This is a genomic window from Herbiconiux oxytropis (assembly GCF_024979315.1).
GTDB lineage: Bacteria > Actinomycetota > Actinomycetes > Actinomycetales > Microbacteriaceae > Herbiconiux > Herbiconiux oxytropis.
The window spans coordinates 288,587-315,434 of sequence record NZ_JANLCK010000003.1; the positions used below are offsets into that span (position 1 = coordinate 288,587).

22 protein-coding genes are annotated in these 26,848 nt (G+C 70.8%); 12 read left to right on the forward strand and 10 right to left on the reverse strand.

Annotated features, from left to right (window positions below):
- Positions 1 to 15 precede the first annotated feature (15 nt).
- The 3 genes from ilvC to N1028_RS07185 all read left to right on the forward strand — a co-directional run bounded on the left by ilvC (position 16) and on the right by N1028_RS07185 (position 1,971).
- On the forward strand, positions 16 to 1,041 hold the full coding sequence (ilvC, locus tag N1028_RS07175) for a ketol-acid reductoisomerase (protein WP_259526231.1): 1,026 nt from the start codon (positions 16 to 18) through the stop codon (positions 1,039 to 1,041).
- Between the two features lie 97 nt (positions 1,042 to 1,138).
- Positions 1,139 to 1,636, forward strand: coding sequence for a hypothetical protein (locus N1028_RS07180; RefSeq protein WP_259526232.1), 498 nt, complete (start codon positions 1,139 to 1,141; stop codon positions 1,634 to 1,636).
- Positions 1,636 to 1,971: a hypothetical protein gene (locus N1028_RS07185; protein ID WP_259526234.1), complete on the forward strand. Its 336-nt coding sequence runs from the start codon at positions 1,636 to 1,638 to the stop codon at positions 1,969 to 1,971. The genes N1028_RS07180 and N1028_RS07185 overlap by 1 nt, the downstream gene beginning before the upstream one ends.
- 35 nt (positions 1,972 to 2,006) lie before the next feature.
- Here N1028_RS07185 and N1028_RS07190 read toward each other — a convergent pair whose 3' ends face one another.
- Complete coding sequence (locus N1028_RS07190) at positions 2,007 to 2,396, reverse strand: DoxX family protein (protein WP_259526236.1); 390 nt, start codon at positions 2,394 to 2,396, stop codon at positions 2,007 to 2,009.
- 62 nt (positions 2,397 to 2,458) lie between these two features.
- Between N1028_RS07190 and serA the strand changes: the two genes are divergently transcribed.
- From serA to N1028_RS07210, 4 genes are all read left to right on the forward strand, one after another.
- Positions 2,459 to 4,051 (forward strand): phosphoglycerate dehydrogenase, encoded by a 1,593-nt coding sequence (gene serA / locus N1028_RS07195; RefSeq protein WP_259526237.1) that lies wholly within the window; start codon positions 2,459 to 2,461, stop codon positions 4,049 to 4,051.
- A 230-nt stretch (positions 4,052 to 4,281) separates the two neighbouring features.
- The gene (locus N1028_RS07200; RefSeq protein ID WP_259526239.1) at positions 4,282 to 5,331 is read left to right on the forward strand and encodes a 3-isopropylmalate dehydrogenase; all 1,050 of its coding nucleotides are present in this window, start codon (positions 4,282 to 4,284) and stop codon (positions 5,329 to 5,331) included.
- Positions 5,332 to 5,358: 27 nt separating this feature from the next.
- Positions 5,359 to 6,468, forward strand: a complete 1,110-nt coding sequence (locus tag N1028_RS07205) for a branched-chain amino acid aminotransferase (RefSeq protein ID WP_259526240.1) — start codon at positions 5,359 to 5,361, stop codon at positions 6,466 to 6,468.
- Between the two features lie 118 nt (positions 6,469 to 6,586).
- Positions 6,587 to 7,345 carry a fumarylacetoacetate hydrolase family protein gene (locus N1028_RS07210; protein ID WP_259526241.1) on the forward strand — a complete coding sequence of 253 codons (759 nt, stop codon included), beginning with the start codon at positions 6,587 to 6,589 and terminating at the stop codon, positions 7,343 to 7,345.
- Between the two features lie 10 nt (positions 7,346 to 7,355).
- Here N1028_RS07210 and N1028_RS07215 read toward each other — a convergent pair whose 3' ends face one another.
- Positions 7,356 to 7,796 (reverse strand): MarR family winged helix-turn-helix transcriptional regulator, encoded by a 441-nt coding sequence (locus N1028_RS07215; RefSeq protein ID WP_259526242.1) that lies wholly within the window; start codon positions 7,794 to 7,796, stop codon positions 7,356 to 7,358.
- Positions 7,797 to 7,850: 54 nt separating this feature from the next.
- On the opposite strand from N1028_RS07215, the gene N1028_RS07220 reads away from it, so the two are divergent.
- Positions 7,851 to 9,116 carry an MFS transporter gene (locus N1028_RS07220; RefSeq protein WP_259526243.1) on the forward strand — a complete coding sequence of 422 codons (1,266 nt, stop codon included), beginning with the start codon at positions 7,851 to 7,853 and terminating at the stop codon, positions 9,114 to 9,116.
- A 58-nt stretch (positions 9,117 to 9,174) separates the two neighbouring features.
- Positions 9,175 to 10,758, forward strand: coding sequence for an MDR family MFS transporter (locus N1028_RS07225; protein WP_375163422.1), 1,584 nt, complete (start codon positions 9,175 to 9,177; stop codon positions 10,756 to 10,758).
- A gap of 205 nt (positions 10,759 to 10,963) precedes the next feature.
- On the opposite strand, the gene N1028_RS07230 is transcribed toward N1028_RS07225, so the two are convergent.
- Together N1028_RS07230 and N1028_RS07235 are read right to left on the reverse strand one after the other, a co-directional pair.
- Positions 10,964 to 11,647, reverse strand: a complete 684-nt coding sequence (locus N1028_RS07230; protein WP_259526564.1) for a response regulator — start codon at positions 11,645 to 11,647, stop codon at positions 10,964 to 10,966.
- Between the two features lie 7 nt (positions 11,648 to 11,654).
- On the reverse strand, positions 11,655 to 13,313 hold the full coding sequence (locus tag N1028_RS07235) for a sensor histidine kinase (RefSeq protein ID WP_259526247.1): 1,659 nt from the start codon (positions 13,311 to 13,313) through the stop codon (positions 11,655 to 11,657).
- 121 nt (positions 13,314 to 13,434) lie between these two features.
- On the opposite strand from N1028_RS07235, the gene N1028_RS07240 reads away from it, so the two are divergent.
- Positions 13,435 to 14,871: a cation:dicarboxylate symporter family transporter gene (locus N1028_RS07240; RefSeq protein WP_259526249.1), complete on the forward strand. Its 1,437-nt coding sequence runs from the start codon at positions 13,435 to 13,437 to the stop codon at positions 14,869 to 14,871.
- A gap of 91 nt (positions 14,872 to 14,962) precedes the next feature.
- Positions 14,963 to 16,228 (forward strand): MFS transporter, encoded by a 1,266-nt coding sequence (locus tag N1028_RS07245; protein ID WP_259526250.1) that lies wholly within the window; start codon positions 14,963 to 14,965, stop codon positions 16,226 to 16,228.
- Between the two features lie 107 nt (positions 16,229 to 16,335).
- On the opposite strand, the gene N1028_RS07250 is transcribed toward N1028_RS07245, so the two are convergent.
- Genes N1028_RS07250 through N1028_RS07270 form a run of 5 tightly spaced genes read right to left on the reverse strand, consistent with a single transcriptional unit; the run spans position 16,336 to position 22,452 of the window.
- Positions 16,336 to 17,331, reverse strand: a complete 996-nt coding sequence (locus tag N1028_RS07250) for an aldo/keto reductase (protein WP_259526251.1) — start codon at positions 17,329 to 17,331, stop codon at positions 16,336 to 16,338.
- A 45-nt stretch (positions 17,332 to 17,376) separates the two neighbouring features.
- Positions 17,377 to 18,228 carry a hypothetical protein gene (locus tag N1028_RS07255; RefSeq protein ID WP_259526252.1) on the reverse strand — a complete coding sequence of 284 codons (852 nt, stop codon included), beginning with the start codon at positions 18,226 to 18,228 and terminating at the stop codon, positions 17,377 to 17,379.
- A 35-nt stretch (positions 18,229 to 18,263) separates the two neighbouring features.
- Positions 18,264 to 20,063 (reverse strand): glutamine--fructose-6-phosphate transaminase (isomerizing), encoded by a 1,800-nt coding sequence (gene glmS, locus N1028_RS07260; protein WP_259526253.1) that lies wholly within the window; start codon positions 20,061 to 20,063, stop codon positions 18,264 to 18,266.
- A gap of 11 nt (positions 20,064 to 20,074) precedes the next feature.
- On the reverse strand, positions 20,075 to 21,097 hold the full coding sequence (locus N1028_RS07265; protein ID WP_259526254.1) for an NAD-dependent epimerase/dehydratase family protein: 1,023 nt from the start codon (positions 21,095 to 21,097) through the stop codon (positions 20,075 to 20,077).
- Positions 21,097 to 22,452 carry a nucleotide sugar dehydrogenase gene (locus tag N1028_RS07270; protein ID WP_259526257.1) on the reverse strand — a complete coding sequence of 452 codons (1,356 nt, stop codon included), beginning with the start codon at positions 22,450 to 22,452 and terminating at the stop codon, positions 21,097 to 21,099. Before N1028_RS07270 ends, N1028_RS07265 begins: the two co-directional genes overlap by 1 nt.
- A gap of 283 nt (positions 22,453 to 22,735) precedes the next feature.
- Between N1028_RS07270 and N1028_RS07275 the strand changes: the two genes are divergently transcribed.
- Positions 22,736 to 24,016 carry a glycosyltransferase family 2 protein gene (locus N1028_RS07275; RefSeq protein ID WP_259526260.1) on the forward strand — a complete coding sequence of 427 codons (1,281 nt, stop codon included), beginning with the start codon at positions 22,736 to 22,738 and terminating at the stop codon, positions 24,014 to 24,016.
- On the opposite strand, the gene N1028_RS07280 is transcribed toward N1028_RS07275, so the two are convergent.
- Positions 24,002 to 26,722 (reverse strand): helix-turn-helix transcriptional regulator, encoded by a 2,721-nt coding sequence (locus tag N1028_RS07280; RefSeq protein ID WP_259526262.1) that lies wholly within the window; start codon positions 26,720 to 26,722, stop codon positions 24,002 to 24,004. The two genes, N1028_RS07275 and N1028_RS07280, sit on opposite strands and share 15 nt — an antisense overlap.
- Between the last annotated feature and the right edge of the window lie 126 nt (positions 26,723 to 26,848).

The following is a 26,848-nucleotide window of genomic DNA, read 5'->3' on the forward strand; positions in this document are numbered from 1 at the left end:
CAAGGAGAAAACCAAGTGACCGAGATCTTCTACGACCAGGATGCCGACCTGTCCCTGATCCAGGGCAAGAAGGTGGCCGTGATCGGCTACGGCTCGCAGGGCCACGCCCATGCGCTGAACCTCCGCGACTCCGGCGTCGAGGTCGTCGTGGCGCTCAAGGAGGGGTCGAAGTCGACCCCCAAGGCCGAGGAGGCGGGCTTCACGGTGCTCTCCGTGGCCGACGCCACCTCGTGGGCCGACGTCATCGTCATCCTCGCGCCCGACCAGCACCAGCGTGGCATCTACGCCGCCGACATCCAGCCGAACCTCGCCGACGGCAAGACGCTCGTCTTCGGCCACGGCTTCAACATCCGCTTCGGCTACATCGAGGCGCCCGAGGGCGTCGACGTCATCATGGTCGCCCCCAAGGGCCCGGGCCACACCGTGCGCCGCGAGTACGAGGCCGGCCGCGGCGTGCCCGTGATCGTCGCCGTGGAGAAGGACGCCACCGGCTCCGCGTGGGACCTCGCCTGGAGCTACTCCAAGGGCATCGGCGGACTTCGCGCCGGCGGCATCAAGACCACCTTCACCGAAGAGACCGAGACCGACCTGTTCGGCGAGCAGGCCGTGCTCTGCGGCGGCGTCTCGCAGCTCGTGCAGTACGGTTTCGAGACCCTCACCGAGGCCGGTTACCAGCCGCAGATCGCCTACTTCGAGGTGCTGCACGAGCTCAAGCTCATCGTCGACCTGATGTGGGAGGGCGGCATCGCCAAGCAGCGCTGGAGCGTCTCCGACACCGCCGAGTACGGCGACTACGTCTCGGGCCCCCGCGTGATCGACCCGAGCGTGAAGGAGAACATGCAGGCCGTTCTCGCCGACATCCAGTCGGGCGCGTTCGCGAAGCGCTTCATCGACGACCAGGACGCCGGAGCCCCCGAGTTCCTCGCCCTCCGCGAGAAGGGTGCCGCGCACCCCATCGAGGCCACCGGCAAGGAGCTCCGCGCCCTCTTCGCCTGGAAGCAGCAGGATGCGGACTACACCGACGGCTCCGCCGCCCGCTAGCCACCCCTGGTCTCTCTCTGTCGAGACGTCGAAATCCGCGCCAGGACTTCGGTTTTGGCGCGGATTTCGACGTTTCGGCGGGATGTAGGGTGAGGGGATGAGCGACCGGCGGGATGAGGACGATGAAGCCCTGGGGTGGGGCGGGGACGACGATCCCACGCTCGCACCGGTGAAGCCCGCGGGAGCTGCGGCGGCTTCGCCGACCGCGGCACGGCGCAGGTCGGGCCGCACGGTGGAGGAGGAGGCCGACGAGGCCGAGGACCTGCTCGCCGAGAAGGATCTCGCCGCGGCCGAGAAGGAGACCGCGCAGCTGAGCTCGGCCGCCCTCATCGCCTACGGTGTGCTCGGCGGCGTCTACCTGCTCTACACGATCGGCTGGGTGATCAGTTTCACGCGCGTGGAGATCGCCGACATCGTGACCTTCGGCACCGTGACCGACCTCGTGGCACGCACGCTCGCGATCGCCGCCTCGCCGCTGTGGTTCATCTCGGCGCTGCTGCTGACGCAGAAGAAGGACATCCGGTGGACCTTCATCTGGCTCGTGATCGGCGTGCTCGTGCTCGTTCCGTGGCCGTTCCTTCTCGGAGGCAAGTGATGACGACCGTCGAGACCCCCGAGAAGCGGGGCTTCACGAGCTTCGGCCGATCCGGCTGGGCCGTGGCCCTCGTGTTCGCCTTCATCTACGCGTATCACCTGTGGGGCGGCATCGCGAACCTCGTGGGGGTCGTGACCACGTTCTCCGAATTCGGAGCTCCCGTGACCGGGGGAGTGTGGGCGCTCATCATCGCCTACGCCGTGGTGCCCGTGATCGTCTACATCGCCGCGCTCGTCGTGGGCCGGAGGCTCCGCAACGTCGGCCGAATCGTCGTGTTCCTCGTGGGGTTCGCCGTGGTCGCCGTGATCTCCCTCGACATCCTCGCCCTGGCCTAGGCCCCGCCGGGACCCGCTCAGAACGGGGATCCAGCTCAGAAGATGGCGGCGAACAGCACCAGGGCCGCCAGCACCACCTGGCCGATCAGCCGTGGCCAGAACGGGATCGCGAGGGCGCCGAACCTCTCCTTGTGCTTCGCCGCGTAGGCGTTGGCCGGGAAGACGGCGGCGAGGAACACGACGAGCGCGATGCCGGCCGCGATCCGGGTGGGCGGGAACAGCAGCCCGAGGCCGCCCGCGATCTCGCAGACGCCCGTGAGGTGGACGAGCGCGCGCGGCGTGATCCGCTCCCACCGCAGTCTCGGCGGGATCATGGCGGCCATGCCCCGCACCGAGCGCGGCACGAAGTGGTTGACCCCCATCACGATGAAGGCGGTGGCGACGAGGATGCGCACGACGAGCGCCGACAGCGAGAGCGGGTCCATGCCCCCATTGTGCCTGCACTACAGTTGAGAGGTTCCCCGCCACAGAACCAAAGGATCCGTCCGTGTCGAAGCCGGTCGTGCTGATCGCCGAAGAACTCTCTCCCGCCACCGTCGACGCCCTCGGGCCCGACTTCGAGGTGCGCTCCGTGGACGGCACCGACCGCCCCGCGCTCCTCGCCGCTCTCGCCGAGGCGAACGCGATCCTGGTGCGCTCCGCCACGAAGGTCGACGCCGAGGCCATCGCCGCGGCGCCCGTGCTGAAGGTGGTCGCGCGCGCCGGAGTGGGGCTCGACAACGTCGACATCAAGGCGGCCACGACCGCCGGCGTGATGGTGGTGAACGCGCCGACCTCCAACATCATCTCGGCCGCGGAGCTCACCGTGGGCCACATCCTGAGCCTCGCCCGGCACATCCCCGCCGCGCACGCCGCGCTCGCGCAGGGCCAGTGGAAGCGCTCGGCCTACACGGGCACCGAGCTCTACGAGAAGACCGTCGGCATCATCGGCCTCGGCCGCATCGGCGCCCTCATCACCGCGCGCCTGCAGGCCTTCGGCGTGAACGTGATCGCCTACGACCCCTACGTCACGAGCGCTCGCGCCCAGCAGCTCGGCGTCACCCTGGTGACGCTCGACGAGCTGCTCGAGCAGAGCGACTTCATCACCATCCACATGCCGAAGACGCCCGAGACCACCGGGATGATCTCGGACGAGCAGCTGGCGAAGATGAAGAGCACCGCCTACATCGTCAACGTCGCCCGCGGCGGCCTGATCGATGAGGACGCCCTGCACCGCGCCCTCACCGGCGGAGTCATCGCCGGCGCCGGTCTCGACGTGTTCGTGAGCGAGCCGCCGAAGGACTCCCCGCTGCTCGCGCTCCCGAACGTGATCGTGACCCCGCACCTCGGCGCCTCGACCGACGAGGCGCAGGAGAAGGCCGGCGTCTCGGTGGCCAAGTCGGTGCGGCTCGCGCTCTCGGGCGAGCTCGTCCCGGATGCCGTGAACGTCGCCGGCGGCATCATCGACCCGTACGTGCGCCCCGGCATCCCGCTGATCGAGAAGCTCGGCCAGGTGTTCTCGGGCCTCGCCTCGAGCCCCGTGACCTCGATCGACGTGGTGGTGAAGGGCGAGCTCGCCGACTACGACGTGAGCGTGCTCAAGCTCGCCGCGCTGAAGGGCGTGTTCACCAACGTCGTGAGCGAGAGCGTCTCGTACGTCAACGCGCCGCTGCTCGCCGAGCAGCGCGGCGTGACCGTGCGGCTCATCACCGACCCCGTGTCGGAGGAGTACCGCAACGTGATCACGCTCTCCGGCGCCCTGAGCGACGGATCGCAGATCTCGGTCTCCGGAACGCTCACCGGCACCAAGCAGATCGAGAAGATCGTCGAGATCAACGGCTACGACGTGGAGGTGCCGTTCGCGAAGCACCTCGTGGTGATGCTCTACACGGATCGCCCCGGGATCGTCGCCGTCTACGGCAAGGAGTTCGGTGAGGCCGGCGTGAACATCGCGGGCATGCAGATCGCCCGCCACGAGGCCGGCGGCGCCGCCCTCTCGGTGCTCACCATCGACTCCCCGGCCCCCGAGGGCCTCCTCGACGCCCTCGCCAAGGCAATCGAGGCTGACGTCATGCAGGAAATAGACATCACCGAGAGCTGACACGCGGCAGACCTCCGTCCGAGGCCCGAAGCCGCCTACGCGCAGAACGTCCGTCCGAGGCTGGAAGCCGCGGGCGCGCAGGCCTCCGTCCGGGGCTGGAAGCCGCGGGCCGTACTCGCCGACCCGGGGCGGCACAGTCGCCGCGGAGCGCCGCGCAGCGACGCGGAGCGACGGCTGCGCCGCATGTCGCCCGCGCCGCAGAGGCGGCGGCGCGGCACTAATCTTGTCTCATGGCACAGACGTTCAAGCTCGCTCTCATCCCCGGCGACGGGATCGGTCCCGAAGTGGTGGCGGAGGCCATCAAGGTGCTCGACGCCGTCGCATCCGCCGAGGGGATCGAGTTCGAGAAGACCGAGTTCCAGCTCGGGGCTGCACGGTTCCTCGAGACGGGCGACGTGCTGACGGACGAGGATCTGGTGGCGATCTCGGCGCACGACGTCATCCTGCTCGGCGCCGTCGGCGGAGTGCCAGGCGACCCGCGGCTGAAGAACGCCAACATCGAGCGCGGGCTGCTGCTGAAGCTGCGCTTCTCGCTCGACCACTATGTGAACCTCCGCCCGACGGTGATCTACCCGGGCGTGCCCTCGCCGCTCGCCTCGCACGGCGACGTCGACTTCGTGGTGGTGCGGGAGGGCACCGAAGGTCCCTACGTCGGCAACGGCGGTGTCATCCGGGCCGGCACCCCGCAGGAAGTGGCCAACGAGGTCTCGGTCAACACCGCCTACGGCGTGGAGCGCGTCGTGCGCGACGCCTTCGCACGCGCATCCGCCCGTCGCAACAAGCTCACGCTCGTGCACAAGACGAACGTGCTCACGTTCTCGGGCAACCTCTGGAAGCGGATCGTCGACGAGGTGGGGGCCACCTTCCCAGAAGTGGCCGTCGACTACCTCCATGTCGACGCCGCGACCATCTTCCTGGTCACCGACCCTGCTAGATTCGATGTCATCGTCACGGACAACCTCTTCGGCGACATCCTCACCGACCTCGCCGGCGCAATCAGCGGCGGAATCGGATTGGCGGCCTCGGGCAACATCAACCCCGACGGCACGTATCCCTCGATGTTCGAACCGGTCCACGGATCCGCTCCCGACATCGCAGGACAGCAGAAGGCCGATCCCACCGCCGCGATCCTCTCGGTCGCGCTGATGCTCGATCACCTCCGGCTCCCGGATGCCGCTGACCGCGTGCGCTCGGCCGTGGTGGCCGACATCGCCTCCCGGGATGGTTCGGCCCGGTCGACCTCGGCCATCGGCGACGCCATCGTGGCCGCCCTCTCGTAACAGTCCCGACAGACGAAAAGACTCACCATGACACTCGCACCGAGCTCCACCTTCCCCCTCCAGTTCGAGCTGACCCCCTCGCAGGATGCGCGGGAGGAGGCCGAGCGCGAGGTCATCCTCTCCGACCCCGGGTTCGGCAAGCACTTCACCGACCACATGGTGCAGATCGACTGGACCATCGACGCCGGCTGGCACGCGGCGAGCGTCATCCCCTACGGCCCCATCCAGCTCGACCCGTCGGCGGCCGTGCTGCACTACGCCCAGGAGATCTTCGAGGGGCTGAAGGCCTACCGGCACGCCGACGGCTCCATCTGGACCTTCCGGCCCGAGAAGAACGCCGAGCGGCTGCAGCGCTCCGCCCGCCGCCTCGCCCTACCCGAGCTCGCTACCGAGGACTTCGTGGAGTCGCTCAAGCAGCTCATCGCCGTCGACGGCGGCTGGGTGCCCTCCGCGCCCGAGACGAGCCTCTACATCCGCCCGTTCATGATCGCCAACGAGTCGTTCCTCGGCGTGCGGCCGTCGCAGCGGGTGGCCTACTACGTGATCGCGAGCCCGGCCGGCGCCTACTTCACGGGCGGCGTCGCCCCCGTCTCGATCTGGCTCTCGACCGAGTACTCCCGGGCCGGCCGTGGCGGCACGGGGGCTGCGAAGTGCGGCGGCAACTACGCCGCGTCGCTGCTTCCGCAGCAGGAGGCCTACGAGAACGGCTGCGCACAGGTGCTGTTCCTCGACGGCGAGACCGGTGAGCACATCGACGAGCTCGGCGGCATGAACGTGTTCTTCGTGCACCGGGGCGACAAGCTCGTGACGCCGAGGCTCACCGGGGCCATCCTCGAGGGGATCACCCGCGACAGCATCATCCAGCTCGCCCTCGACCGCGGGCTCACGGTGGAGGAGCGCGACGTGACCGTGGACGAGTGGCGCGAAGGGATCGCCTCGGGCGAGATCACCGAGGTGTTCGCCTGCGGCACCGCCGCCGTGATCACCCCCATCTCGGCGCTGAAGTCTCCGGATGGGACGATCGGCGACGAGAACGCCCCCGCCGGCGAGTTCACGATGTCGATCCGCCAGGAACTCACGGACATCCAGTACGGGCGCATCGAGGACCGGCACGGTTGGTTGACTAGGTTGGGTTGATTTCGATTGCCGCGCCGCCGCCTCTGCGGCGCGGGCGACATGCTCGCGTGCGGTCGCTCGCGCGGCCGCGCGCTCTCCTTGGGTCGTCCACGTAGGGCCTGTCACGTAGGGTTGTGAGATGAAGATCGCGCGATTCAGCCATCAGGGGGCCATCAACTTCGGGATCGTGGACGAGGGCGATCTGGTCGTGCTGAACGGGGATCCGATGTTCGCCGGGTTCGACACCACGGGGGAGCGGGTGCCGCTGAAGGCCGCCACGCTGCTCGCGCCCGTCATCCCGCGCTCGAAGGTCGTGGCCATCGGCAAGAACTACCGCGACCACGCCGCCGAGATGGGTGGCGAGGCACCGGCCGAGCCGCTGATCTTCCTGAAGCCCAACACCTCGGTGATCGGGCCGGGCGATCGCATCATCCGCCCCCGGCAGTCGAACCGGGTGGACTTCGAGGGCGAGCTCGCCGTGGTGATCGGCAGCGTGGCGAAGAACGTGGCCGCCGCCGACGCCGCGAGCGTGATCTTCGGCTACACGGTCGCGAACGACGTGACCGCGCGCGACCTGCAGAAGTCGGACGGGCAGTGGACGAGGGCCAAGGGCTTCGACACCTTCTGCCCGCTCGGGCCCGTGATCGAGACCGAGTTCGACCTGTCGACCTCCACCGTCGAGACCCGGCTGAACGGAGTGCTCGCGCAGAGCGCCCCGCTCACGGACATGGTGCACTCGGTGCCGGAGATCGTGGCCTACGTGTCGGCCGTGTTCACGCTGCTGCCCGGAGACGTCATCCTCACCGGCACACCCGCGGGGATCGCGCCGATGGAGTCGGGAGACACGGTGAGCGTCGAGATCTCCGGGATCGGCGTGCTCGAGAACCCGTTCGTCTGACGACGGGCCGCTACTCGTTGGGCTGCATGCCCGACGCCGCCTCGAGGGCGTCGAGCGCATCGATCAGGCGCGCGATCTGATCGTCGTCGAGCTCGTCGAAGACCTCGAGCACACGGAGCGCCCGCTCGGAGCGGGCCTTCTCGATGGCGGCGACCCCGGCCTCGGTCGAGCTGAGGAAGAACGAGCGCCCGTCGTCCGGATCGGCCGTGCGGCGCACGAGCTCGCGGCTCTCGAGGTCGGTGAGCAGGCGTGTGACCGTGGGGGCGGCGACGCGCTCGACGCGGGCGAGGTCGCCGGGGCGGATGGATCCCGCGGCGACGATGGTGCTGAGCGCCGAGATCTGGCCCGGGGTGAGGTCGCCGGTGTAGCGGATGCGGCGGTTGAGCCGGCCGACGGAGTGGGCGAGCCGCGCGGCGGCCTCGTCGCGTGAGTCGGCGGTGCTGTTCGTCATGCGCACGAGTCTTCCACAACCGGCCGGGCACGAGCGATGTGGCAGGCTGTCGTGGTGCCTCCCCGTCGCCCCCACGAGCCGCCGTGGCGTGGATTCCAGCGGGGCGAGCCGCAGTACCGCCGCATCGTGGCCGCGCTGTTCGCCGCCGGGTTCGCCACCTTCACCCAGATCTTCGACGCCCAGGCCGTGCTCCCGGCGCTCCGCGACGAGCTCGGCGTCTCCGCCCCCACCGCCGCGCTGAGCGTCTCGGCCGCGACCGTCGGCATCGCCCTCTCGGTGCTGCCCTGGGCATCCGTCGCCGACCGCATCGGGCGGGTGCAGGCCATGCGCATCTCGCTCACGGCCGCCACCCTGCTCGCGTTCCTCGTGCCGCTCATGCCGACGTTCGAGACCGTGCTCCTCGCGCGCGGTCTCGTGGGGCTCGCCCTCGGGGCGGTGCCCGCCGTGGCCGTCGCGTACCTCGCCGAGGAGCTGCACGTCTCGTGGGTGAGCGTGGCGGCGGGCACCTACATCGCCGGTAACACCATCGGCGGCATCGCGGGGCGGCTGATCGCGGGCCCGGTCTCGGAGCTGGCCGGATGGCGGGCCGGTCTCGCGGTGGTGGCGGTGGCCGGGGCGCTCGCGGCGGCGCTGTTCTGGCTGCTCGTGCCCGAGCCGCGCGGGTTCGTGCGAGCGGGGGTGGGCGACGCGGGCAGCGACGCAGGTGGCGGGGCGCTCCGCCTGCGCACCCGCATCCTGTTCCAGCTGCGCGACCCCACCATGCTCGCGCTCTACGCTCAGGGGTTCTTCCTGATGGGGGCCTTCGCGGTGGTCTACAACTACCTCGGGTTCCGGATCACGGCGCCGCCTTTCCTCCTGCCCTCGGGCTTCGTGAGTCTGCTCTTCCTGGCCTACCTCTCCGGAACGGTCTCGAGCCGGTTCTCGGGAGCGCTCCTGGCGCGGTTCGGAGCGCTCCGCGTGATCGTCGGCGGCGTGGCGGTGATGCTCGTGGGGCTCGCGCTGCTCGTCAGCGAGGCGCTGCCCGTGGTGATCGTGGGGCTCGTGGTCTTCACGGTCGGCTGCTTCACGGCGCATCCGGTGGCCAGCGGGCTCAGCGGCCGCTCCGCCCTCGTGGGGCGGGCGCAGGCGACGGCCCTTTACCAGCTCTCATGGCTCGGCGGCACGTCGCTGTTCGGCTGGCTCGTGGGGCTCGTCTACGACCGGGCGGGCTGGAACGCGATGCTCGTCGTGGTGGCCGGGATGGGCCTCTCGGCTGCCGTTGCGGCGCTCCTCGGGCTCGGGCTGCTGCGCTCGCGACGGCCGGTTCCGCCGACGGCGTGACGTCGGCAGGAGCGACCCGCCGAAAAAAGTTGACAGTGTTTACATTCCGGTAATCCGGATGTCGGAGGAATACGGGACACTAGGGAAGGCGTTCTCGTTCTCGAAGCCCCTCCGCCCCCACTCGACAGGATCACCCGTGACAGACACCTCCACGTCCGCCCCGAGCTCCGACGAGGCGGTGCGCCTCCAGAAGCGCAACAACCTCGTCATCCGCCTGCTGCTCGTCTCGGCGTTCGTCGTCATCCTCAACGAGACCATCATGGGCGTCGCGATCCCGCACCTCGTGATCGACCTCGGCATCACCGAGGTGGCCGCGCAGTGGCTCTCGACGGCGTTCATGCTCACCATGGCGGTCGTCATCCCCATCACCGGGTTCCTGCTGCAGCGGTTCAACACCCGGCCCATCTTCATCGCCGCCATGAGCCTGTTCAGCATCGGCACGCTCATCGCCGCCATCGCCCCGGGCTTCGAGGTGCTGCTCGCCGGCCGCGTGGTGCAGGCCAGCGGCACGGCCATCATGATGCCGCTGCTCATGACCACGGTCATGACGCTCGTGCCGCCGGCCACCCGCGGGCGCACGATGGGCAACATCTCGATCGTGATCGCCGTCGCCCCGGCGATCGGTCCCACCATCTCGGGCATCATCCTGAGCACCCTGTCGTGGCGGTGGATGTTCCTGCTCGTGCTGCCGATCGCCATCGGCTCCCTCGTGCTCGGCTTCCTGCGGGTGCAGAACGTCACCGAGCCGCGCAAGGTTCCGATCGACGTGCTGTCGGTCATCATCTCGGCCATCGGCTTCGGCGGCTTCGTGTTCGGCCTCAGCAACATCGGCGGCGCCGGTGCGACCTTCGTGTCGAGCTGGCTGCCGATGCTCGTCGGCATCGTGGCGCTCGCGGTGTTCGTGCTGCGGCAGATCTCGCTGCAGCAGAAGGACAGGGCGTTGCTCGACCTCCGCACCTTCCGCTCGCGCACCTTCACCGTGGGTGTGCTGCTGCTCGCGGTGAGCATGATGGCGCTGTTCGGCACCATCATCGTGCTGCCGTTCTTCCTGCAGAACGTGCTGCAGCTCGATGCGCTGGCCACGGGCCTCCTGCTGCTGCCCGGCGGCATCGTGATGGGCGTGCTGGCACCGTTCGTGGGCCGCGCCTACGACAGGGTCGGGCCGCGGCCGCTCGTCATCCCGGGCGCCATCATCGTGAGCGCCGTGCTCTGGGGTCTCACGATGCTCGGCCCCGACACCCCGGTGTGGTGGGTGCTCGGTGCCCACGTCGTCTTGAGCGTGGGGCTCGCTCTCATGTTCACTCCGCTCTTCACCTCGGCGCTCGGATCGCTGCGGCCGCGTCTCTACTCGCACGGCTCGGCCACCATCGGAACGGTGCAGCAGCTGGCCGGAGCCGCCGGCACGGCGCTGTTCGTGAGCGTCATGGCGGGGGTCGGCGCCTCGACCGCTGCGGCGGGCGGAACCTCGCTCGCGGCCTCGGCCTCCGGCATCCAGGCCGCCTTCCTCTGCGGAGCGGTGATCTCGCTGTTCGGTGTGCTCGCGGCGTTCTTCGTGCGGCGGCCCCCGGAGCTCTCGGCGGCTGATGCGAAGCTCGTCGAGAGCGAGGGCGGCGAAGCAGCCGACGTGCCGTTCGCGCACTGATCCTCGACGCGTTCCACGCGAGAACGCCCGCGCCCCCGATGAGGGGTGCGGGCGTTCTCACGTGTGATGGTGTACGTCGGCGGGCCTAGAACTGCGGGGGCTCAGGCGACGTGGGCGGCGGATCGGTCGGGGGTCCGGGTGGGGGCGGCGGCGGGGTCGTGGGAGGGGGTTCTGTCGACATGGTGGTGAACCTACTCCACAAGCCTCACGGGAGGAGGTGGTACTCGGATTCGGGGCGGCCTGGGGTGCCGTAGCGCTGGGTGCGGAGGGCCGTGCCTGTGGCGGCCAGGTGCTCGAGGTAGCGACGCGCCGTCACCCGGGAGAGGTCGAGGGCCGCGGCCAGCTCGGTGGCCGAGAGCGGCGTGGGCGAGGAGCGCAGGGCGGCCCGCACGAGGTCGAGGGTCTCGGGGGTGAGCCCCTTCGGCAGCACGGTGTGCGGCGAGAGCCGCAGGGCGGCGAACGACGCGTCGACCTCCTGCTGGTCGGTCACGGTGGAGGCCGCGAAACGGTCGTGGAAGTCGCGGTAGGCCGTGAGCTTCTCGGCGAAGGAGGCGAACGCGAACGGCTTGATGAGGTACTGCACGATGCCGAGCGAGACCGCCGAGCGCACGACGGCGGCGTCGCGCACGGCCGTGACGGCGATGACGTCGGTCTCGATGCCGGCTGCGCGGAGCCGGCGGCAGAGGTCGATCCCCGTGGTGTCGGGCAGGTTGACGTCGAGCAGGATGAGGTCGAAGCCCCGCTCGTCGTCGCGCAGCAGGCGGAGGGCCTCCGAGCCGGTGTGGGCGACCGCCCCGGCCTCGAAGCCGTCGATGCGCTCGAGGTAGGCCGCGTGGGCCTCGGCGGTGATCGGCTCGTCTTCGACGACGAGCACGCGGATGCTCACGATGTGCCGCTCACGAGGAGGCCCGCTCGCCGAGCTCCTGCGGGGCGTGGTGCGGCAGCTGCACGGTGAAGCGCGGGCCGTCGATCTCGATCCGGCCACCGAGCCGGGAGACAGCCTGGCGCACGAGGGCGAGGCCGATGCCGCGGCGGGTGGCGAGATCGCCGTCGCGGGTGGTGCCGGACGCCTTCGTGGAGACCCCGAGCTCGAACAGGTGGGCGGCGAGGGCCGGATCCGGTCCGTCGCCGCTGTCCTCGATCTCGATCACGAGGCCCGCAGCCGTCGAGGCGACCCGCACCCGCACGCGCGCATCCGGAGTGCCGGCCACCGCATCCATCGCGTTGTCCAGGAGATTGCCGACGATCGTGATGAGCTCCCGCGGGGGCGCGAGCGAGGCGGGGAGTCGCTCGGGGATGTCGACGTCGAGGGCGATGCCGCGCTCCGCCGCCTGCGCCGACTTGCCGAGCAGGAGTGCGAGCAGCACGGGCTCGTCGACCGCGGTGAGCACGCGGTCGGCGAGGCCCTGGCTGAGCTCGAGCTCGGAGATCGCCAGCTCGGCGGCCTCGCGGGGCCGGTCGAGCTCGATCAGGGCGATGATCGTGTGCAGCCGGTTCGCGAACTCGTGGGCCTGCGAACGCAGCGCATCCGAGAGCGTGGTCATGGTGGCGAGCTCGCCGGCGAGCTCCTGCACCCGGGTGTGGTCGCGCAGGGTGGTGACCGTGCCGATGAACCCGCCCGCCCGGCCGACCACGCGGTCGCGGTCGACCACGAGCACGTGATCCGGAGTGATGACGATCTCGTCGACCGCCACCGCGTCGTCGGTGAGCAGCGCGGCGATGGGCGCGGGCAGGCCGAGGGCCCCGGGGCTGAGTGAGCGGAGCCGAGAGGCGGGGGTCGGGCGGGGGAGGCCGAGGAGCTCGGCGGCGCGGTCGTTGTAGAGCACGAGCTCGCGGTCGCCGTTCTGCAGCACGAGGCCCTCCCCGATGGAGTGCAGCACGCCCTCGTAGTAGGCGAACATGCGGCTCATCTCCTCGGCACCGCGCCCGTCGGTCACGCGCCGGAGGTAGCGGCTGAGCGCCCAGGAGGCCGCGGCGCCCACGGCAACGGCGATGCCGGCGGCCACGAGCACGGTGCCGATGCGCCGGCCCAGGGCGACCTGGGTGGCCGACACCGTGATGCCGGCCGAGACGAGCGCGACCACGTCTCCCGAGGCATCCTGGATCGGCACCACGGCTCGCACCGACGGGCCGAGCGTGCCCGTGTAGGTCTCGGTGAACGAGTCGCCCGCGAGCGCCCGGTCGATGGTGCCGAGGAACTCGAGGCCGATCTGATCCGGATCGCGGTGGGTGAGGCGGATGCGGTCGGGCGTCATGATCGTGATGAAGTCGGTCTTCGTGGCGGCCATCACATCCACGGCGTAGGGCTGCAGGGCGTCGGTGGCGGCTGCGCGGGCGGCGGGCGAGGGTGCGGCCCCGAGGCCGTCGACGGCGGCCACCACGAACGGATCCTGCCCGAGCGTCTCGGCGACCGCGAGGCTCCTGGCGGCGGCGTCGCGCTCGACGTCTGCCCTCGCATCCGCCCAGCTGAGGCCCACGGCGGCGGCGGCGAGCAGCAGGATGACGACGAACTGGAGCGCGAAGAGCTTGGTCGCGATGCTCCACCGCCTCGTCATCCCGCCCTCCTCGCCTCGTCGCACGTGACCAGTATGACCACAACCGGCGAGGGCGACGGCCGGGCGCGCAGTCTGGGTGCCACGCACACCCGCGGACTCGAAGAAGAGGAAGAGGACAGCAATGGCGCTCAGCAGCAAGACCGACGGACCCAAGCGGCGTCGGCGCATCGACTCGTCGCACTACCTGTACATCGCCGTGATCGTCGCCGTGGTCGGCGGCGCCGTGGTGGGGCTCACCGTGCCCGACTTCGCGGTGGGGCTGAAGCCCCTCGGCGACGCCTTCGTGGGGCTCATCAAGATGATGATCGCGCCCATCATCTTCTGCACGATCGTGCTCGGCGTGGGCTCGGTGGCCAAGGCAGCCACGGTGGGCAAGGTCGGCGGGCTCGCGCTCGGCTACTTCATCATCATGTCGACCTTCGCGCTCGGGATCGGGCTCGTCGTGGGCAACCTGATCCACCCGGGAGAGGGCCTGAACATCGGCGCGAGCACCTACGACGCGGGCGACGCCAAGGCGGCGACCACGACCGAGTTCCTGCTCGGCATCATCCCCACCACGATGCTGTCGTCGCTGACGGCCGGCAACATCCTGCAGGTGCTGTTCGTGGCGCTGCTCGTGGGCTTCGCGCTGCAGAAGATGGGCTCGAAGGGAACGCCCATCCTGGGCGCGATCCGGCAGATCCAGGCGCTCGTGTTCCGCATCCTCGCCATGATCATGTGGGTGGCGCCGATCGGCGCCTTCGGAGCGATCGCCGCCGTGGTGGGCAACACCGGGTTCGCGGCCATCATCGGGCTCGGCACGCTCATGATCGCGTTCTACATCACCTGCGCCCTGTTCATCGTGGTCGTGCTCGGTTCGCTGCTGTGGCTCGTGGCCCGGGTGAACATCTTCCGCATGATGAAGTACCTCGGCCGGGAGTACCTGCTGATCGTCTCGACCTCCTCGAGCGAGGTCGTGCTGCCGAGGCTCATCGCCAAGATGGAGCACGCGGGCGTCTCCAAGCCCGTGGCCGGCATCACCATCCCCACCGGCTACTCGTTCAACCTCGACGGCACGGCGATCTACCTCACGATGGCCTCGCTGTTCATCGCGAGCGCCATGGGCACCCCGCTCGCGCTGGGCGAGCAGATCTCGCTGCTGCTGTTCATGATGATCGCCTCGAAGGGCGCGGCCGGCGTGACCGGTGCGGGCCTCGCGACCCTCGCCGGCGGACTGCAGGCGCACCGGCCGGACCTCGTGGACGGCGTGGGCGTGATCGTGGGCATCGATCGCTTCATGTCCGAGGCCCGTGCGCTCACGAACTTCACCGGCAACGCCGTGGCGACGCTGCTCGTCGGCACCTGGACGAAGGAGCTCGACCGCGAGCAGCTCTCGGCGGTGCTCGACGGTTCGCGGCCCTTCGACGAGACGACCATGAGCGTCGACGACCACCTCGGTGGCGACGAGAAGGCGGAGGTGGCCGCGGAACGCGGAGGAGCCTCCGACGAGCGGCCCTCGACGGCGGCGATCGCGGCGATCGTGGGGGACCTCGAGTCGGAGAAGACGACGCGCCGCTGAGAAGAGGGTGGGGATGCGCCGTTCGAGTGCATCCCCACCCCCTTTCGCAACCGTCACCCGCACGCTCTCGAGCGACGGCTACGATCGCATCGTGAGCACTCGGGAGGTGGGGACGCGGCGGCTGCATCCCGCGTGGATCGTGGCGGCGGTGGCCTTCCTCGCGCTCGTGGGCGCCGCGGGGTTCCGGGCGGCTCCGAGCGTGCTCATGCTTCCGCTCGAAGCCGAGTTCGGCTGGTCGCGCACCGAGCTCTCGGCCGCCGTCACGGTGAACCTGCTCTTCTACGGGCTCATGGCGCCCTTCGCGGCGGCCCTCATGGCCCGATTCGGGATGCGCGCGGTCACGACCTGCGCGCTCCTCCTGGTGGCCGCCGGCGCCGCCCTCAGCATCGTCGCCACGGCGCCCTGGCTGCTCGTGCTGACCTGGGGCCTCATGATCGGCCTCGGCACGGGATCGATGGCGCTCGTGTTCGCCGCCACCGTCGCCGACCAGTGGTTCGTGCGGCGGCGCGGGCTCGTGGTGGGAGTGCTCACGGCCGGCAGCGCCACCGGGCAGCTCGCGTTCCTGCCGTTCATCGCGATCCTCGTGGAGGAGCAGGGCTGGCGCCAGGCGTCGCTGCTCGTGGCGGCCGGCGCCTTCGCGGTGGTGCCGCTCGTGCTGATCTGGCTGCGCAACCGGCCCGCCGACCTCGGCACGACCCCGTTCGGAGCGCCCGCCGGCTGGACGGCACCGGTCCGTGCCACAGGCAACCCCGCCCGCACGGCGCTCAGCACCCTCGGCCGGGCCGCGAAGACGCGCACGTTCTGGGCGCTCGCCGCGGGCTTCGCCATCTGCGGTGCCACGACCAACGGACTCGTCGGCACCCACTTCATCCCGAGCGCCCACGATCACGGCATGCCCGAGACGACCGCGGCGGGCCTGCTCGCCGTGGTGGGGATCTTCGACATCGTCGGCACGATCGCCTCGGGCTGGCTGACGGATCGGGTGAACCCGCGCATCCTGCTCGCCATCTACTACGCCGGCCGGGGGCTCGGGCTGCTGGTGCTTCCGTTCCTGCTGTCGGAGGCCGTGCATTCGCCGATCATCGTGTTCGTCGTGATCTACGGGCTCGACTGGGTGGCGACGGTGCCGCCCACGGTCGCGCTCTGCCGGGAGCTGTTCGGGCCCGACGGCCCTGTGGTGTTCGGCTGGGTCTTCGCGGCGCACCAGGTGGGTGCGGCCATCGCGGCGACTGTGGCCGGGGTCGTGCGCGACAGCACGGGGGAGTACACGCTCGCGTGGTTCGGGGCCGCCGGGCTCTGCGCCGTGGCCGCCGTGGTGAGCGTCTCGATCGCCCGCCGCCCCCGCGTCGACGCCTGAGCCGGCGCCCGGTCGCGGACTTCGCCACCCGTGGCGGCATCCGGCCGCTCTACGGCATCGATCGTGCGCAGGGTTGGCGAAGTCCGCGGGAACCGGTGGTGTGGGAGTCAGCTCCAGGGGCGGGCGGAGCGGGCGGCCCAGTACTGCTCGGGCGGCTCGGCGAGGGCGGCGAGGGCGTCGGCGGGCACGCGGGGCGGCCGGGCGGCGACGTTCTCGCGGAGCTGGCGGCGGGTCACGGCGCCCGTGAGCACGATGTCGGCCCACGGCTCGGCGACGACGGCGCCGAGGGCGAGACCGGCGAGGGACTGACCGTCGGCCTCTGCGAGAGCCGCAGCCCGCTGCTCGGGCAAGCCGGGCGCGCTGCCGGCGAGGCGCCCGTTGGCGAGGGACTCCTTCACGACCACGAGCCAGCGGGCGTCGTTGGCCCGGGCCAGCGCGTCGCCCGCCGAGGGCTCGAGCAGGTTCCAGGTGGTCTGCACCGCACTGAACGGGGAGTCGCCGTCCAGCATCCGGTCGATCAGCTCCCCCTGGCGCGGACCGCTCGTGGAGAAGCCCACCCGCACACCGGAGTCGGCGAGTGCCCGCAGGCGATCGAGCAGCGCCCGGTCGCCGAGCGCAGGGCTCTCCGGGGTGAGCGAGTGCACGAGGTAGACGTCGGGTTCGGTGCCGAGTGCCTCGAGGCTCTCGGGCCACTGCTGCTCGAAGCGCGCGAGCGAGTGCTCCTTGTGCTCGTGCTCCGCGGCGTCCATCCGCCAGTCGCCCGTGTAGGCGTAGCCCCACTTCGACCCGATCGTGAGCTCGTCGCGACGGCCGGGATGCGCGGCGAGCCACGATCCGAGGAACTGCTCGGCGAGCCCGTAGGAGCGGGCGGCGTCGACGTAGCGGAGGCCGAGCCACCACGCTCCGTCGAGGAGCGCGTGGGCGCGCTGCCGCAGGGCGTCGACCGAGCGGTCGGCGGGGTCGCCGAGGTCGTCGTCGCGGCCCGCCGTGATGTAGGCGGGGCGGCCGATCGCGGCGAGGCCGAGGCCCAGGCGCGAGGCGATGCCCTGGCCGTCCCCGGTTTCGGGCTCGGTTCCAGACGCTGCGGATGCGGGATCGCTCATCCGTCCACGCTAGCCCCAGCCGTCGGATCCTCGGTGCACGCGACCTCAGCGCACCTGGCTGGTCGTCACCACCTCGAGCCACGGCCCGGGGGGCACCTCAGCCTCCTCGACGAACCGCCAGTTCACGCCCGCCTGCTCGCCGTTGAGCTCGTCGAAGCCGAGGCACCCCACTACGGCGGGCGACACGTCCATGCCGGCCCCGCCGTAGCGGTCGTTGAGCGGCCGCTCGTCGGCCGATCCGAAGACGTACTCGGCGTCGTCGTACTCGCCCGGACCGGCATCCTGAATCTGCGCGAAGCAGGTCGCATCGCCGTAGCCGAGCTCGACCCAGCGGTTCTTGAGATAGCTGAAGCCCTGGTCGCCGGAGTGCTCGGCGTAGGGCGCCTCACCGGCCCACGGCACCACGGAGTCGCGGCGGGCGAAGGCCGCAGGGTCGTTGATGTCGTCGAAGGGCAGGTCGAGGTAGAATGGGTTCTCGAGCGGAGTGATCTCGAGCGGGAAGTAGCCGTTCGCCGCCGTGCGCGCCTCGGTCTCGCAGACCCCCGAGGCTGTGGTGCCGTCGCAGCCGCCGTAGTGCTCCATCCAGAGCGAGTCGTAGGTGGAGTAGACCTGGCTGCCGTCGCTCGCCGTGGGGTCGAAGACCTCGCCCACCCAGAACGTGGTGGCGACGATGCCCGTGTGCCACGGGTGCGGGGAGTCGGCGGATGCGCCGGGCGGGCCGTGCGACGGTGGCGTCGACGGATCGGTGACCGTCGATCCGCAGCCGCTCACTCCGAGGCACACGGCGAGGAGCGTGCATCCGCCGAGGGAGCCCGCGAGCGCGAGCGCGACGGCGGCGCCGCCGAGCGCTCGCGCGAGGGGAACGACGGCCGACCGGGTTTCGGTGGGGATGTCCACCCGGTCGGCCGCCCGTCTGGGGGTCGGGCACGGTGTCATTCGACCGTGACCGATTTGGCGAGGTTGCGAGGCTTGTCGACGTCGTGCCCGAGGGCCTTCGCGAGCTCGCGGGCGAGCATCTGGAGCGGCACGACGGACTCGAGCGGGCCCCAGCGGTCCATGGCGCCCGGGAAGGGCGCGGTGAGGCTCTGACCGAGGGCCGGCACCGTGCTGCCGGGGCCGCCGATGCGGATGACGCGGCCGCCGCGGGCCTCGACCTCAGCGATGTTGCTCTCGAGGCGGCGCTCGCCGGAGTCGATCACGACCACGGGCGTGCCCTCCTGGATGAGCGCGAGCGGACCGTGCTTGAGCTCTCCCGCCGGATAGTGCTCCGCCCAGCGGTAGCTCAGCTCCTTGAGCTTCAGCGCACCCTCGGCTGCGAACACGATGCCGGAGCCGCGCCCGAGGAAGAGGAAGCCCGGCTCGTCGAGCACCGAGTCGACGACGGGCGGCAGCGCCTCGCTCGACACCGCGATGGCATGCGCCAGCAGATCGGGGAGTCGCTTCAGGTCGTCGACCTGCCGTGCCGCCTCTCCCGGCGTCATGCGCCCCGTGGCCACGAGCGCCGAGAGGGCCGTGGCGACTCCTGTCACCACCTGGGCGACGAAGGTCTTCGTGGCCGCCACGCCGATCTCGGGGCCCGCCTGGCAGGTGAGCACCGAGTCCGCGCGGCGTGCGAGGGTGGAGTGCTCGTTGTTGGTGATGGCGACGAGCGACGAGCGCGAGAGGTCGAGCTCGTCGACCGCGCGCAGCACATCGGCGGTCTCGCCGGACTGGCTCAGCGCGATCATCAGGGTGCCGGGTTCGATCACGGTCTCGGCGGCCTCGCTCGCGATGAACGAGGTCGAGGGGACCCCACCGAGCCGCTCGAAGGCCGAGGCGATCACGCGCCCGGCGTTCAGCGACGTGCCGCAGCCGATCACGGCGACGCGCTCGAAGCGGGGCAGCACGAGACCGTGCCAGAGCGAGCCGTCGCCGACACCGGGAGCCAGGGCGTCGATCGTGCGAGCTGCGACTTCGGGCTGCTCGGCGATCTCCTTGCTCATGTGGTCGTCGAAGCCGGCGAAGCCCGTGGAGGCCGTCGCTGCCCGGGCCTGGAGGAGCGGCGGCTGCGCGGAGGGCAGCCCGCGGCGGAACCACCGCGGCGTGCCGGAGAGGTCGACCACGTCGCCGTCCGTCAACGCCTGGAACTGCACCACGCGCGATCCGATCGCCGTGATGTCGCTCGCGGCATAGACCTCGTCGCCGACCACGGCCACCACGAGCGGAGACCGGTGCGCCGTGGCCGCCAGCCGGCCGGTCTCGAGATCGAGCACCACGACGGCCCACGAGCCCTGCAGCGTCGCTGCGGCGGCGGTGAGCGCCATCGCGAGGTCGTCCTCCACGATCAGCCCGTCTTCGACGAGGTGGCAGATGACCTCGCTGTCGACGTCGGAGGTGAAGACGTGACCGTGCGACTCGAGGTCGCGCCGCAGCTCGGCCGCGTTCTCGATGATGCCGTTGTGCACCACGCTGATCTGCCCCGTGCAGTCGAGGTGCGGATGCGCGTTCACCCGGTTCACCGCCCCGTGCGTGGCCCAGCGGGTGTGGCCGATGCCGGTGCCGGAGAGGAGGGAGCCCGGCCACGGCTCGAATATCGCCGTGAGCGAGTCCACGCGCTGCGTGGTGTGGGAGGTCGCCGACAGACCGCTCGACGCGCGCACGCTCACCCCGGCGGAGTCGTAGCCGCGGTACTCCAGCAGCCCGAGCGCCTCGATCAGGAAGGGCACGACCGGCTGGCCGGTACGCGCCGCCACGATGCCGCACATCAGAGCGTCGCCCCGCGGAGCGCGGCTTCACGGATGTAGGCGGGCACCTCGTTCCGGCGCCGGCGGAGGGAGATCTCCGTGGCGACGCGCTTGATGATCTCGTCGAGCGGGGTGGCGGGGTCGAACCCCACGAGGCTGGCCGCCTTGGAGTAGTCCGGCACCCGGCGGCGCATGTCCTCGAAGCCGGCGGAGTACGCGTCGGCGTAGTCCACATGCACGATGCTGCTCGAGCTGCCGGTGACGCGGATCACCCGATCCGCGAGGTCGTTGATCGAGACCTCCTCGGCGCCGCCGAGGTTGAAGGCGTCGCCCGTGGCGGTGTCCGACTCGATCAGCCGCACGAGCGCGGGGACCACGTCGCCCACGTAGGAGAAGCAGCGGGTCTGCTCGCCGTCGCCGTAGACGGTGAGCGGATCGCCCGAGAGCGCCTGCGCCACGAGGTTCGGCACGACCATGCCGTAGCGCCCGGTCTGCCGCGGCCCCACCGTGTTGAAGGGGCGCACGATCGTGACGTCGAGACCGTACTCGAGCCAGTAGCCGTGGGCGAACGCCTCATCGATGCCCTTGGCGGCGGCGTAGGTCCAGCGCGAGAGCAGCGGCGAACCGAGGATGCGGTCGGCGTTCTCGTCGAGCTTGTCGGCGGTGTTCTTCCCGTAGATCTCGCTCGTGGAGACGACGAGCACCGAGGCGCCGTGCTCGACGCATGCATCGAGGACGTTCTCGGTGCCGTGGATGTTGACGCGCAGGCTCGCCAGCGGCCGGTCGACGATGAGCTTGACGCCCACCGCCGCGGCGAGGTGGAAGACCCGGTCGACTCCGCGCACCGCCGACGACACCGTGTCGCGGTCGAGCACGCTGCCGTGCACGACCGAGAGGTGCGGATCGACCAGTGCGTCGATGAGGTTGCGGGGCGCCCCGGTGGACATGTCGTCGAGGACGACGACATCGTCTCCCCGCTCGAGGAGGTGCTCCACCAGGTGGCTGCCGATGAATCCGGCTCCGCCGGTCACGAGAGTGCGCATCAGAGGTTCACCCCGTTCACCAGATCGGCACCGCGGTAGGTGGTGTCGAGCACGATCCGACCGGGATCGAGCCAGGCCAGATCGGTGCCCTCATGTCGAGTGTGCAGCACCACGAGCTCGGGATCGAACGCGGCCGCCCCGGTGGGGGTGAGGCCGAGCAGCGTCGAGCCGTCGGGCAGTGCCACCAGGTCGAAGTGGTCGTCGAGGTAGGCGACCTCGGCGCCCCTGGCCCGGAGCCCCGCGAGGATCTCGAGGGCCGGCGACTCGCGGAGGTCGGCGACGTCGGGCTTGTAGGCGATGCCCATCACGAGCACGCGGGTGCCCGTGAGTCCACGGCCGGAGCCCGAGAGCACCTCCTGCACCCGGTCGACGACGCGGTGCGGCCGGGCCGCGATCTCGGTCATCGCCTGGGTGATCATGGGGGCCGCCACCCGCGATCCGCGGAGTTGCCAGAGCAGGTAGTGCGGGTCGCACGGGATGCAGTGCCCGCCGACACCGGGCCCCGGATAGAAAGGCATGAAGCCGTAGGGCTTGGTGGAGGCGGCGGTGATGACGTCGGAGACGTTCAGGTCCATCGACGTGCAGATGTCGGCGAACTCGTTGGCCAGCGCGATGTTGACGGCGCGAAACGTGTTCTCCAGGAGCTTGGTCATCTCGGCGGCCGCGAGGGAGCGCACCCGGTGCACGTCGGTGACGTAGCGCAGCAGGAGGCGGCTGGCCTCCTCCTCGCACTGCGGGGTCGAGCCGCCGACCACGCGCGGGACCTCGTCGTGGCCGAACGACTCGTTGCCGGGGTCGATCCGCTCGGCGCTGAAGGCCACGAAGACATCCGTGCCCACCACGAAGCCGCGCTCGGTGAGGGGCACGACGAGGAGGTCGTCGGTGCAGCCGACGTAGCTCGTGGAGGTGAGCATGAGGGTCTGGCCGGGCGTCACGCGGTCGAGCACGGCCGCGCAGGCAGCCCTCAGCAGCGACAGGTCGGGCACGAGGTGCTCGTCGATGGGCGTGGGGACGCAGACGATCACCGCCGCCGACGCACGGAGGCGATCCGGATCGCTCGTGAGCTCGAAGTCGGGGTGGTCGAGGGCCGTGCGCAGGCGCTCGTGATCGCCCTCCAGCAGGTCGGCCCGGTCGGAGCGGATGAGGTCGAGCCGCCTGGGCGAGACGTCCAGCGCCAGCACCCGGCTGCCGGCCGCGTGGTAGGCCAGTGCGGTGGGGAGCCCCACGTAGCCGAGGCCCACGACCGCCACGTCGTACTCGAACCCGGGAGCGTGCGCCCCCTCGGCCTCGCGTCTGGCGGGCAGGCCGATCGGTGCCACCGGCTCCGGTCGTGTGACGCTCTCGAACGTTGTCATGATGATCCCCTCGTTGTCCGGCTCCGGTGCGGAGCTGATGCGGATGCAGGCGTCGAGACGAATCGTTCAGCGATCTCGGGCCCCCGGTCACACTGTCGCCACGGGCCCTCCGCTTCGTCAACGCGATCCGGCAGGAGTGCGGTTCCCCACGCCGGAACTGCGTGCGGATGCGGTGGCAGGGCCGCGGATGCGGTTCACCGCAACGGGAGTGCGGTCACGGACCGCGCGCCGCTGCCCGGCGGTCGGCTACCGTGATCGCAGCCACGCGAAGGAGGGGGCCGCGATGACGACGTTCCTGATCGTGTTCCTGCTCGTGTTCGGGCTGAACACGCTGCTCTGGACGAGCGCCGGACTGATCAGGGTGATCGCCGGCCGCACCCGCTCGGCGACCCGTCCCCCGAGGCGGGTGCCGTGGTCGAGGCAGGGTCCGGGGCCGACCGTGGGTGACGTGGCCGTGCTCATGGCCGCGCACAACGAGGAGGCCGTGATCGGCCACACGCTCGAGGCGCTCGAGGTGTTCGGCCCGGACCTCCGGGTGTTCCTCGTCTCGGACGGCTCGAGCGACGGCACCGTCGAGATCGCCAGGGACCACGGCGCCGACGTGCTCGACCTCACCGTCAACCGCGGCAAGGCAGGTGCACTCGTGGAGGCCATCCGGCACTTCCGCCTCGCGGAGCGCTTCGAGGTGCTCCTGCTGCTCGACGCCGACACCCACCTCGCCGCCGACTACTTCGAGACCGGACTTCCGGCCTTCGCCGACGACGGGGTCGTCGCGGTGGCAGGCCGGGCCACGACGCTGCTCGTGCCGCGTTCGCCGACCCTCGCCGGGCGCATCCTGCTCGCCTATCGCGAGCGGGTGTACATCGCCATGCAGTACCTTTTCAAATTCGGCCAGGCCGCGCGCTACGCCAACGTCGTGCCGATCGTGCCCGGGTTCGCGAGCATGTATCGCACGCGCATCCTCGCCGACATCGACATCGAGGTTCCGGGGCTCAAGATCGAGGACTACAACATGACCTTCGAGGTGCACGCGAAGCGCCTCGGCCGGATCGCGTTCCACCCCCACGCGGCCATCGCCCTCACCCAGGATCCCGACACCCTCGCCGACTACGTCAAGCAGGTGGAGCGCTGGAACCTCGGCTTCTGGCAGACCGTGCTGCGGCATCGCTTCCACCTGCGCGGATTCTGGTTCGCGCTGCTGCTGTTCATCGCGGAACTGCTCGTGGCGAGCATCGCGCTCGTTCTCGTGCTGCCGGCACTCACCGTGTCGGTGGTCGCTTCGCTGGTCCCCGGGTGGTCGTTCCTCGGCGACGCCATCCCTCCGCTCGCGCTCGCGCTCGGCGTGGTGCTGCCCGACTACCTGCTCACGGTGCTGGCCGCGGTGGTCGCGAGGAGTCGCGCCTACCTGATCTACGGTCTCGTCTTCCCGCTCTTCCGGGTGATCGACGCGATCCTGTGCCTCGTGGCGCTCTTCAAGGCGGTCTTCGTGCGGAGCTCGGGCCGGTGGAGCAGCCCGTCGCGCCGGCCCACCGCCGTGCCGCACGCCGCGTCAGCCGAGCAGTGAGGCGAGGTGGGAGCGGGAGCGCGCTCCCACCTTGCGGTAGATGTGGGTGAGGCGGAGCTCGACCGTGCGCAGCGAGATGTAGAGCTCTCCCGCGATCTCGCGGTTGCGCAGGCCCCGTCGCACCATCTCGGCGACCTCGCGCTCCTCGGCCTTCAGCAGCGAGAGGATGCTCCCGGGCTCGGGGGAGGAGGCCGGTTCGGCCGACGCCGCTCGCCGGGCCCAGAGCGTGGCTCCTGCCGCTTCGAACGCCGCGCTCGCGAGGGCTGAGGCGTGCTCGGCGTCTGTGCGCAGGCCCAGCCGGGTGAGCCGGTCGCTCTGGGCGAGGAGGGTTCGCGCCCGTTCGTAGTCGCCGTCGTGCGCCCGGTTCCCCTCATAGAGCGCCAGTGCATCCAGGAAGAGCTGGGGTGCTGACTGATCGGGCGCCAGGACGGCCCGCGAGCGGGCGACGGCGCGATCCAGCCACACGCTCGGTCGGCGGGACTGCTGCTCGATCATCCGCTGCAGCACCTGCTCCCCGTCGCGCAGCCGGCCACCCGCCGCGTACGCCTCCACGAGATTCGCGGTGTGGCGCACGAGCGAGAGGTTGCCGATGTGCGCGGAGGTGGCGTCCGCGAGCTGCAGCAGCCGAATGGCGGAGGCGTTGTCTCCGTTCAGCAGCGCGTCGGCTCCCTGGAAGCTGTAGAGGCGGGCCAGCGCCGCGGGATTCCGCTCCGCGGATGCCAGCTCGGCGCATTCCTCGGCGTGAACCGCGGCCTCGGGCCGGCGGCCCTGCGCCAGGGCGTGCCAGGTGATCGCGAGCGCCCTCGCGGAGTGCTGCTTGACGGTGTCGGCCGTGTCGGCCAGCCAGCCGTCGACCACCGAGTGCGCCCGTCGGAAGTCACCGGCCCGCACCTCGTTGATGAAGCCGAGATTCCACGCCCAGTCGACGGCGAGGCGCTCGCTGCGGTGGCCGTGGAACACCACGTTCGTGACCCGGCGGGCCTGGGCGTAGTGCTCGCGGTAGCTGAGCGTCGTGCCGAACGAGATGAGGGAGGCGGCTGTGAGTGCGTTGAGGGTGTCGGTGCTCATGCGCTGCGGGGCGGCGGCGGCGGCCGGGAGTCCGTCGACCGCCTCCACCATGCGAGCCGCCTCGGCGAGCTGCGGTGCGGGGCTCGTCGCGGATCCCGGCGTGAACAGCTCGGCGATGCGCAGCCAGGCGCGCGCCCCGTCGACGTCCCATTTAGCGCTGTGATAGTCGGTGACGAGGCTCAGCAGGGCCGTCGCCCCCTCGGGATCGTCGTCGCCGTGCAGGCTCACCGAGGCCTCGACCTCGCGCACCGGCACCCGCTGGGTGCGCTCGAACTCGAGGGCGATGCTGGTGCGCGCGAGCACGAGGCTGAAAGCGGGATCCGGTGCGTCGGGCTGCACGGTCTGCAGGTAGTGGGAGGCGAGATCGAGCTCGCCCGCCGCACTCAGCGCCTCGACGAAGCGGAGCATGAGGGGGTGACGCGATTCGGGATCCGAGCCGAGGATGATCGCTCGTTCCGCGAGCTCGACCGAGGCCTCGTTCTCGCCCTCGTGCACGAGATCCGTGGCCGCCGCGATCAGGGCATGGGACAGGTCGGCGCCGTCGCCCGTGAAGCTCGCGTGCCAGGCCGCCAGGCGCTCGTCGAGCCCCGTGTAGACCTCCGCGAGCTCGCGGTGGAGTTCGCGACGGTGCTGGGGGCGCAGCTCCCAGTACAGGTAGGAGCGCAGCAGCGGATCGCGAAGGCGCACCACCTGGCCGTGCAGGTCGGCGAGGCCGGCGTCGAGGAGGAGCTCGAGGCAGTCGCTTCGCTCCAGGTCCTGCCTGGTGAGCGCGCTGAGAAGGTGCAGGGGACCGGCCGAGAGCTCTTGCGCGATCGGCATCGCCTCCCGGGGGACGGCGTGCAGGCGCTCGAGTGCGGCCGTCCTGCCCGCCTCGGCCGGGCGCAGGGGGAGCACGAGCGGCTCCCGGCCCGTGACCTGATCGTGGTGGAGGCCGGCGATGGACTGCTCGATCACGAGCGGGATGCCACCGCTGCGCGACGCGACGATCTGCACGGTGCCGTCGTCGGCCGCGTCGCCGAGCTCTCGGCGCACGAGCTCCTCGGCCTCTTCTCCGGTCAGGGGAGGCAGCGGAAGGGTCGTGAAGCCCGCCAGCCGCTGCTCGCCGCCCACGGTGGGCACCGTCGTCGTGGCGGTGGCGGTGGCGGTGGCGGTGGCGGTGGCGGTGGCGGTGGCGGCGGCCGTGGTGGCGGTCGCGACCATCTGCAGGTTGGTGCCCGCCAGGCGGCCGGCCATGAATCCGATCAAGGTGCGGCTCTCGGAGTCCATCATGTCGAGATCGTCGATCAGCAGCACGAGCGGCGGGAGGTCGAGGCCCCTGAGGAGGGTCAGCAGGTCGCGGGAGGCGGCGAACATGGTCTGCGGGTCGTTCGAACGGAGGGTGAACCGGCCGGCGAACTCCACCGCGCGCCGGTCGCCGATCGAGGCGAACAGCGTGCTGAAGCCCGAGAGCGGCCACGCCGACTCGGCGGGGTTGCCGCGCAGCAGCACGGAGTCGACCGCCACGCGCTGTGCGGCCTCGGCGAGCAGACGGGACTTGCCGATACCGTGCTCGCCGGTGAAGAGGAGTCCGTGCGACGACGGGGCCGCGGTCAGTCGCACGACCTCATCGAGTTCCGGCCCTCGAGCGGTGAACTGCATATGGGGTCTCCATCCGTGCGGTGCTCCGCATCGTTGCGGAGCACGTGATGACGGCACCCCACGCGCCGGCCATCCCGAATTCCAGGATCCACTCGGGATGGGCGGATCCGTGAGAAATAGGTATTG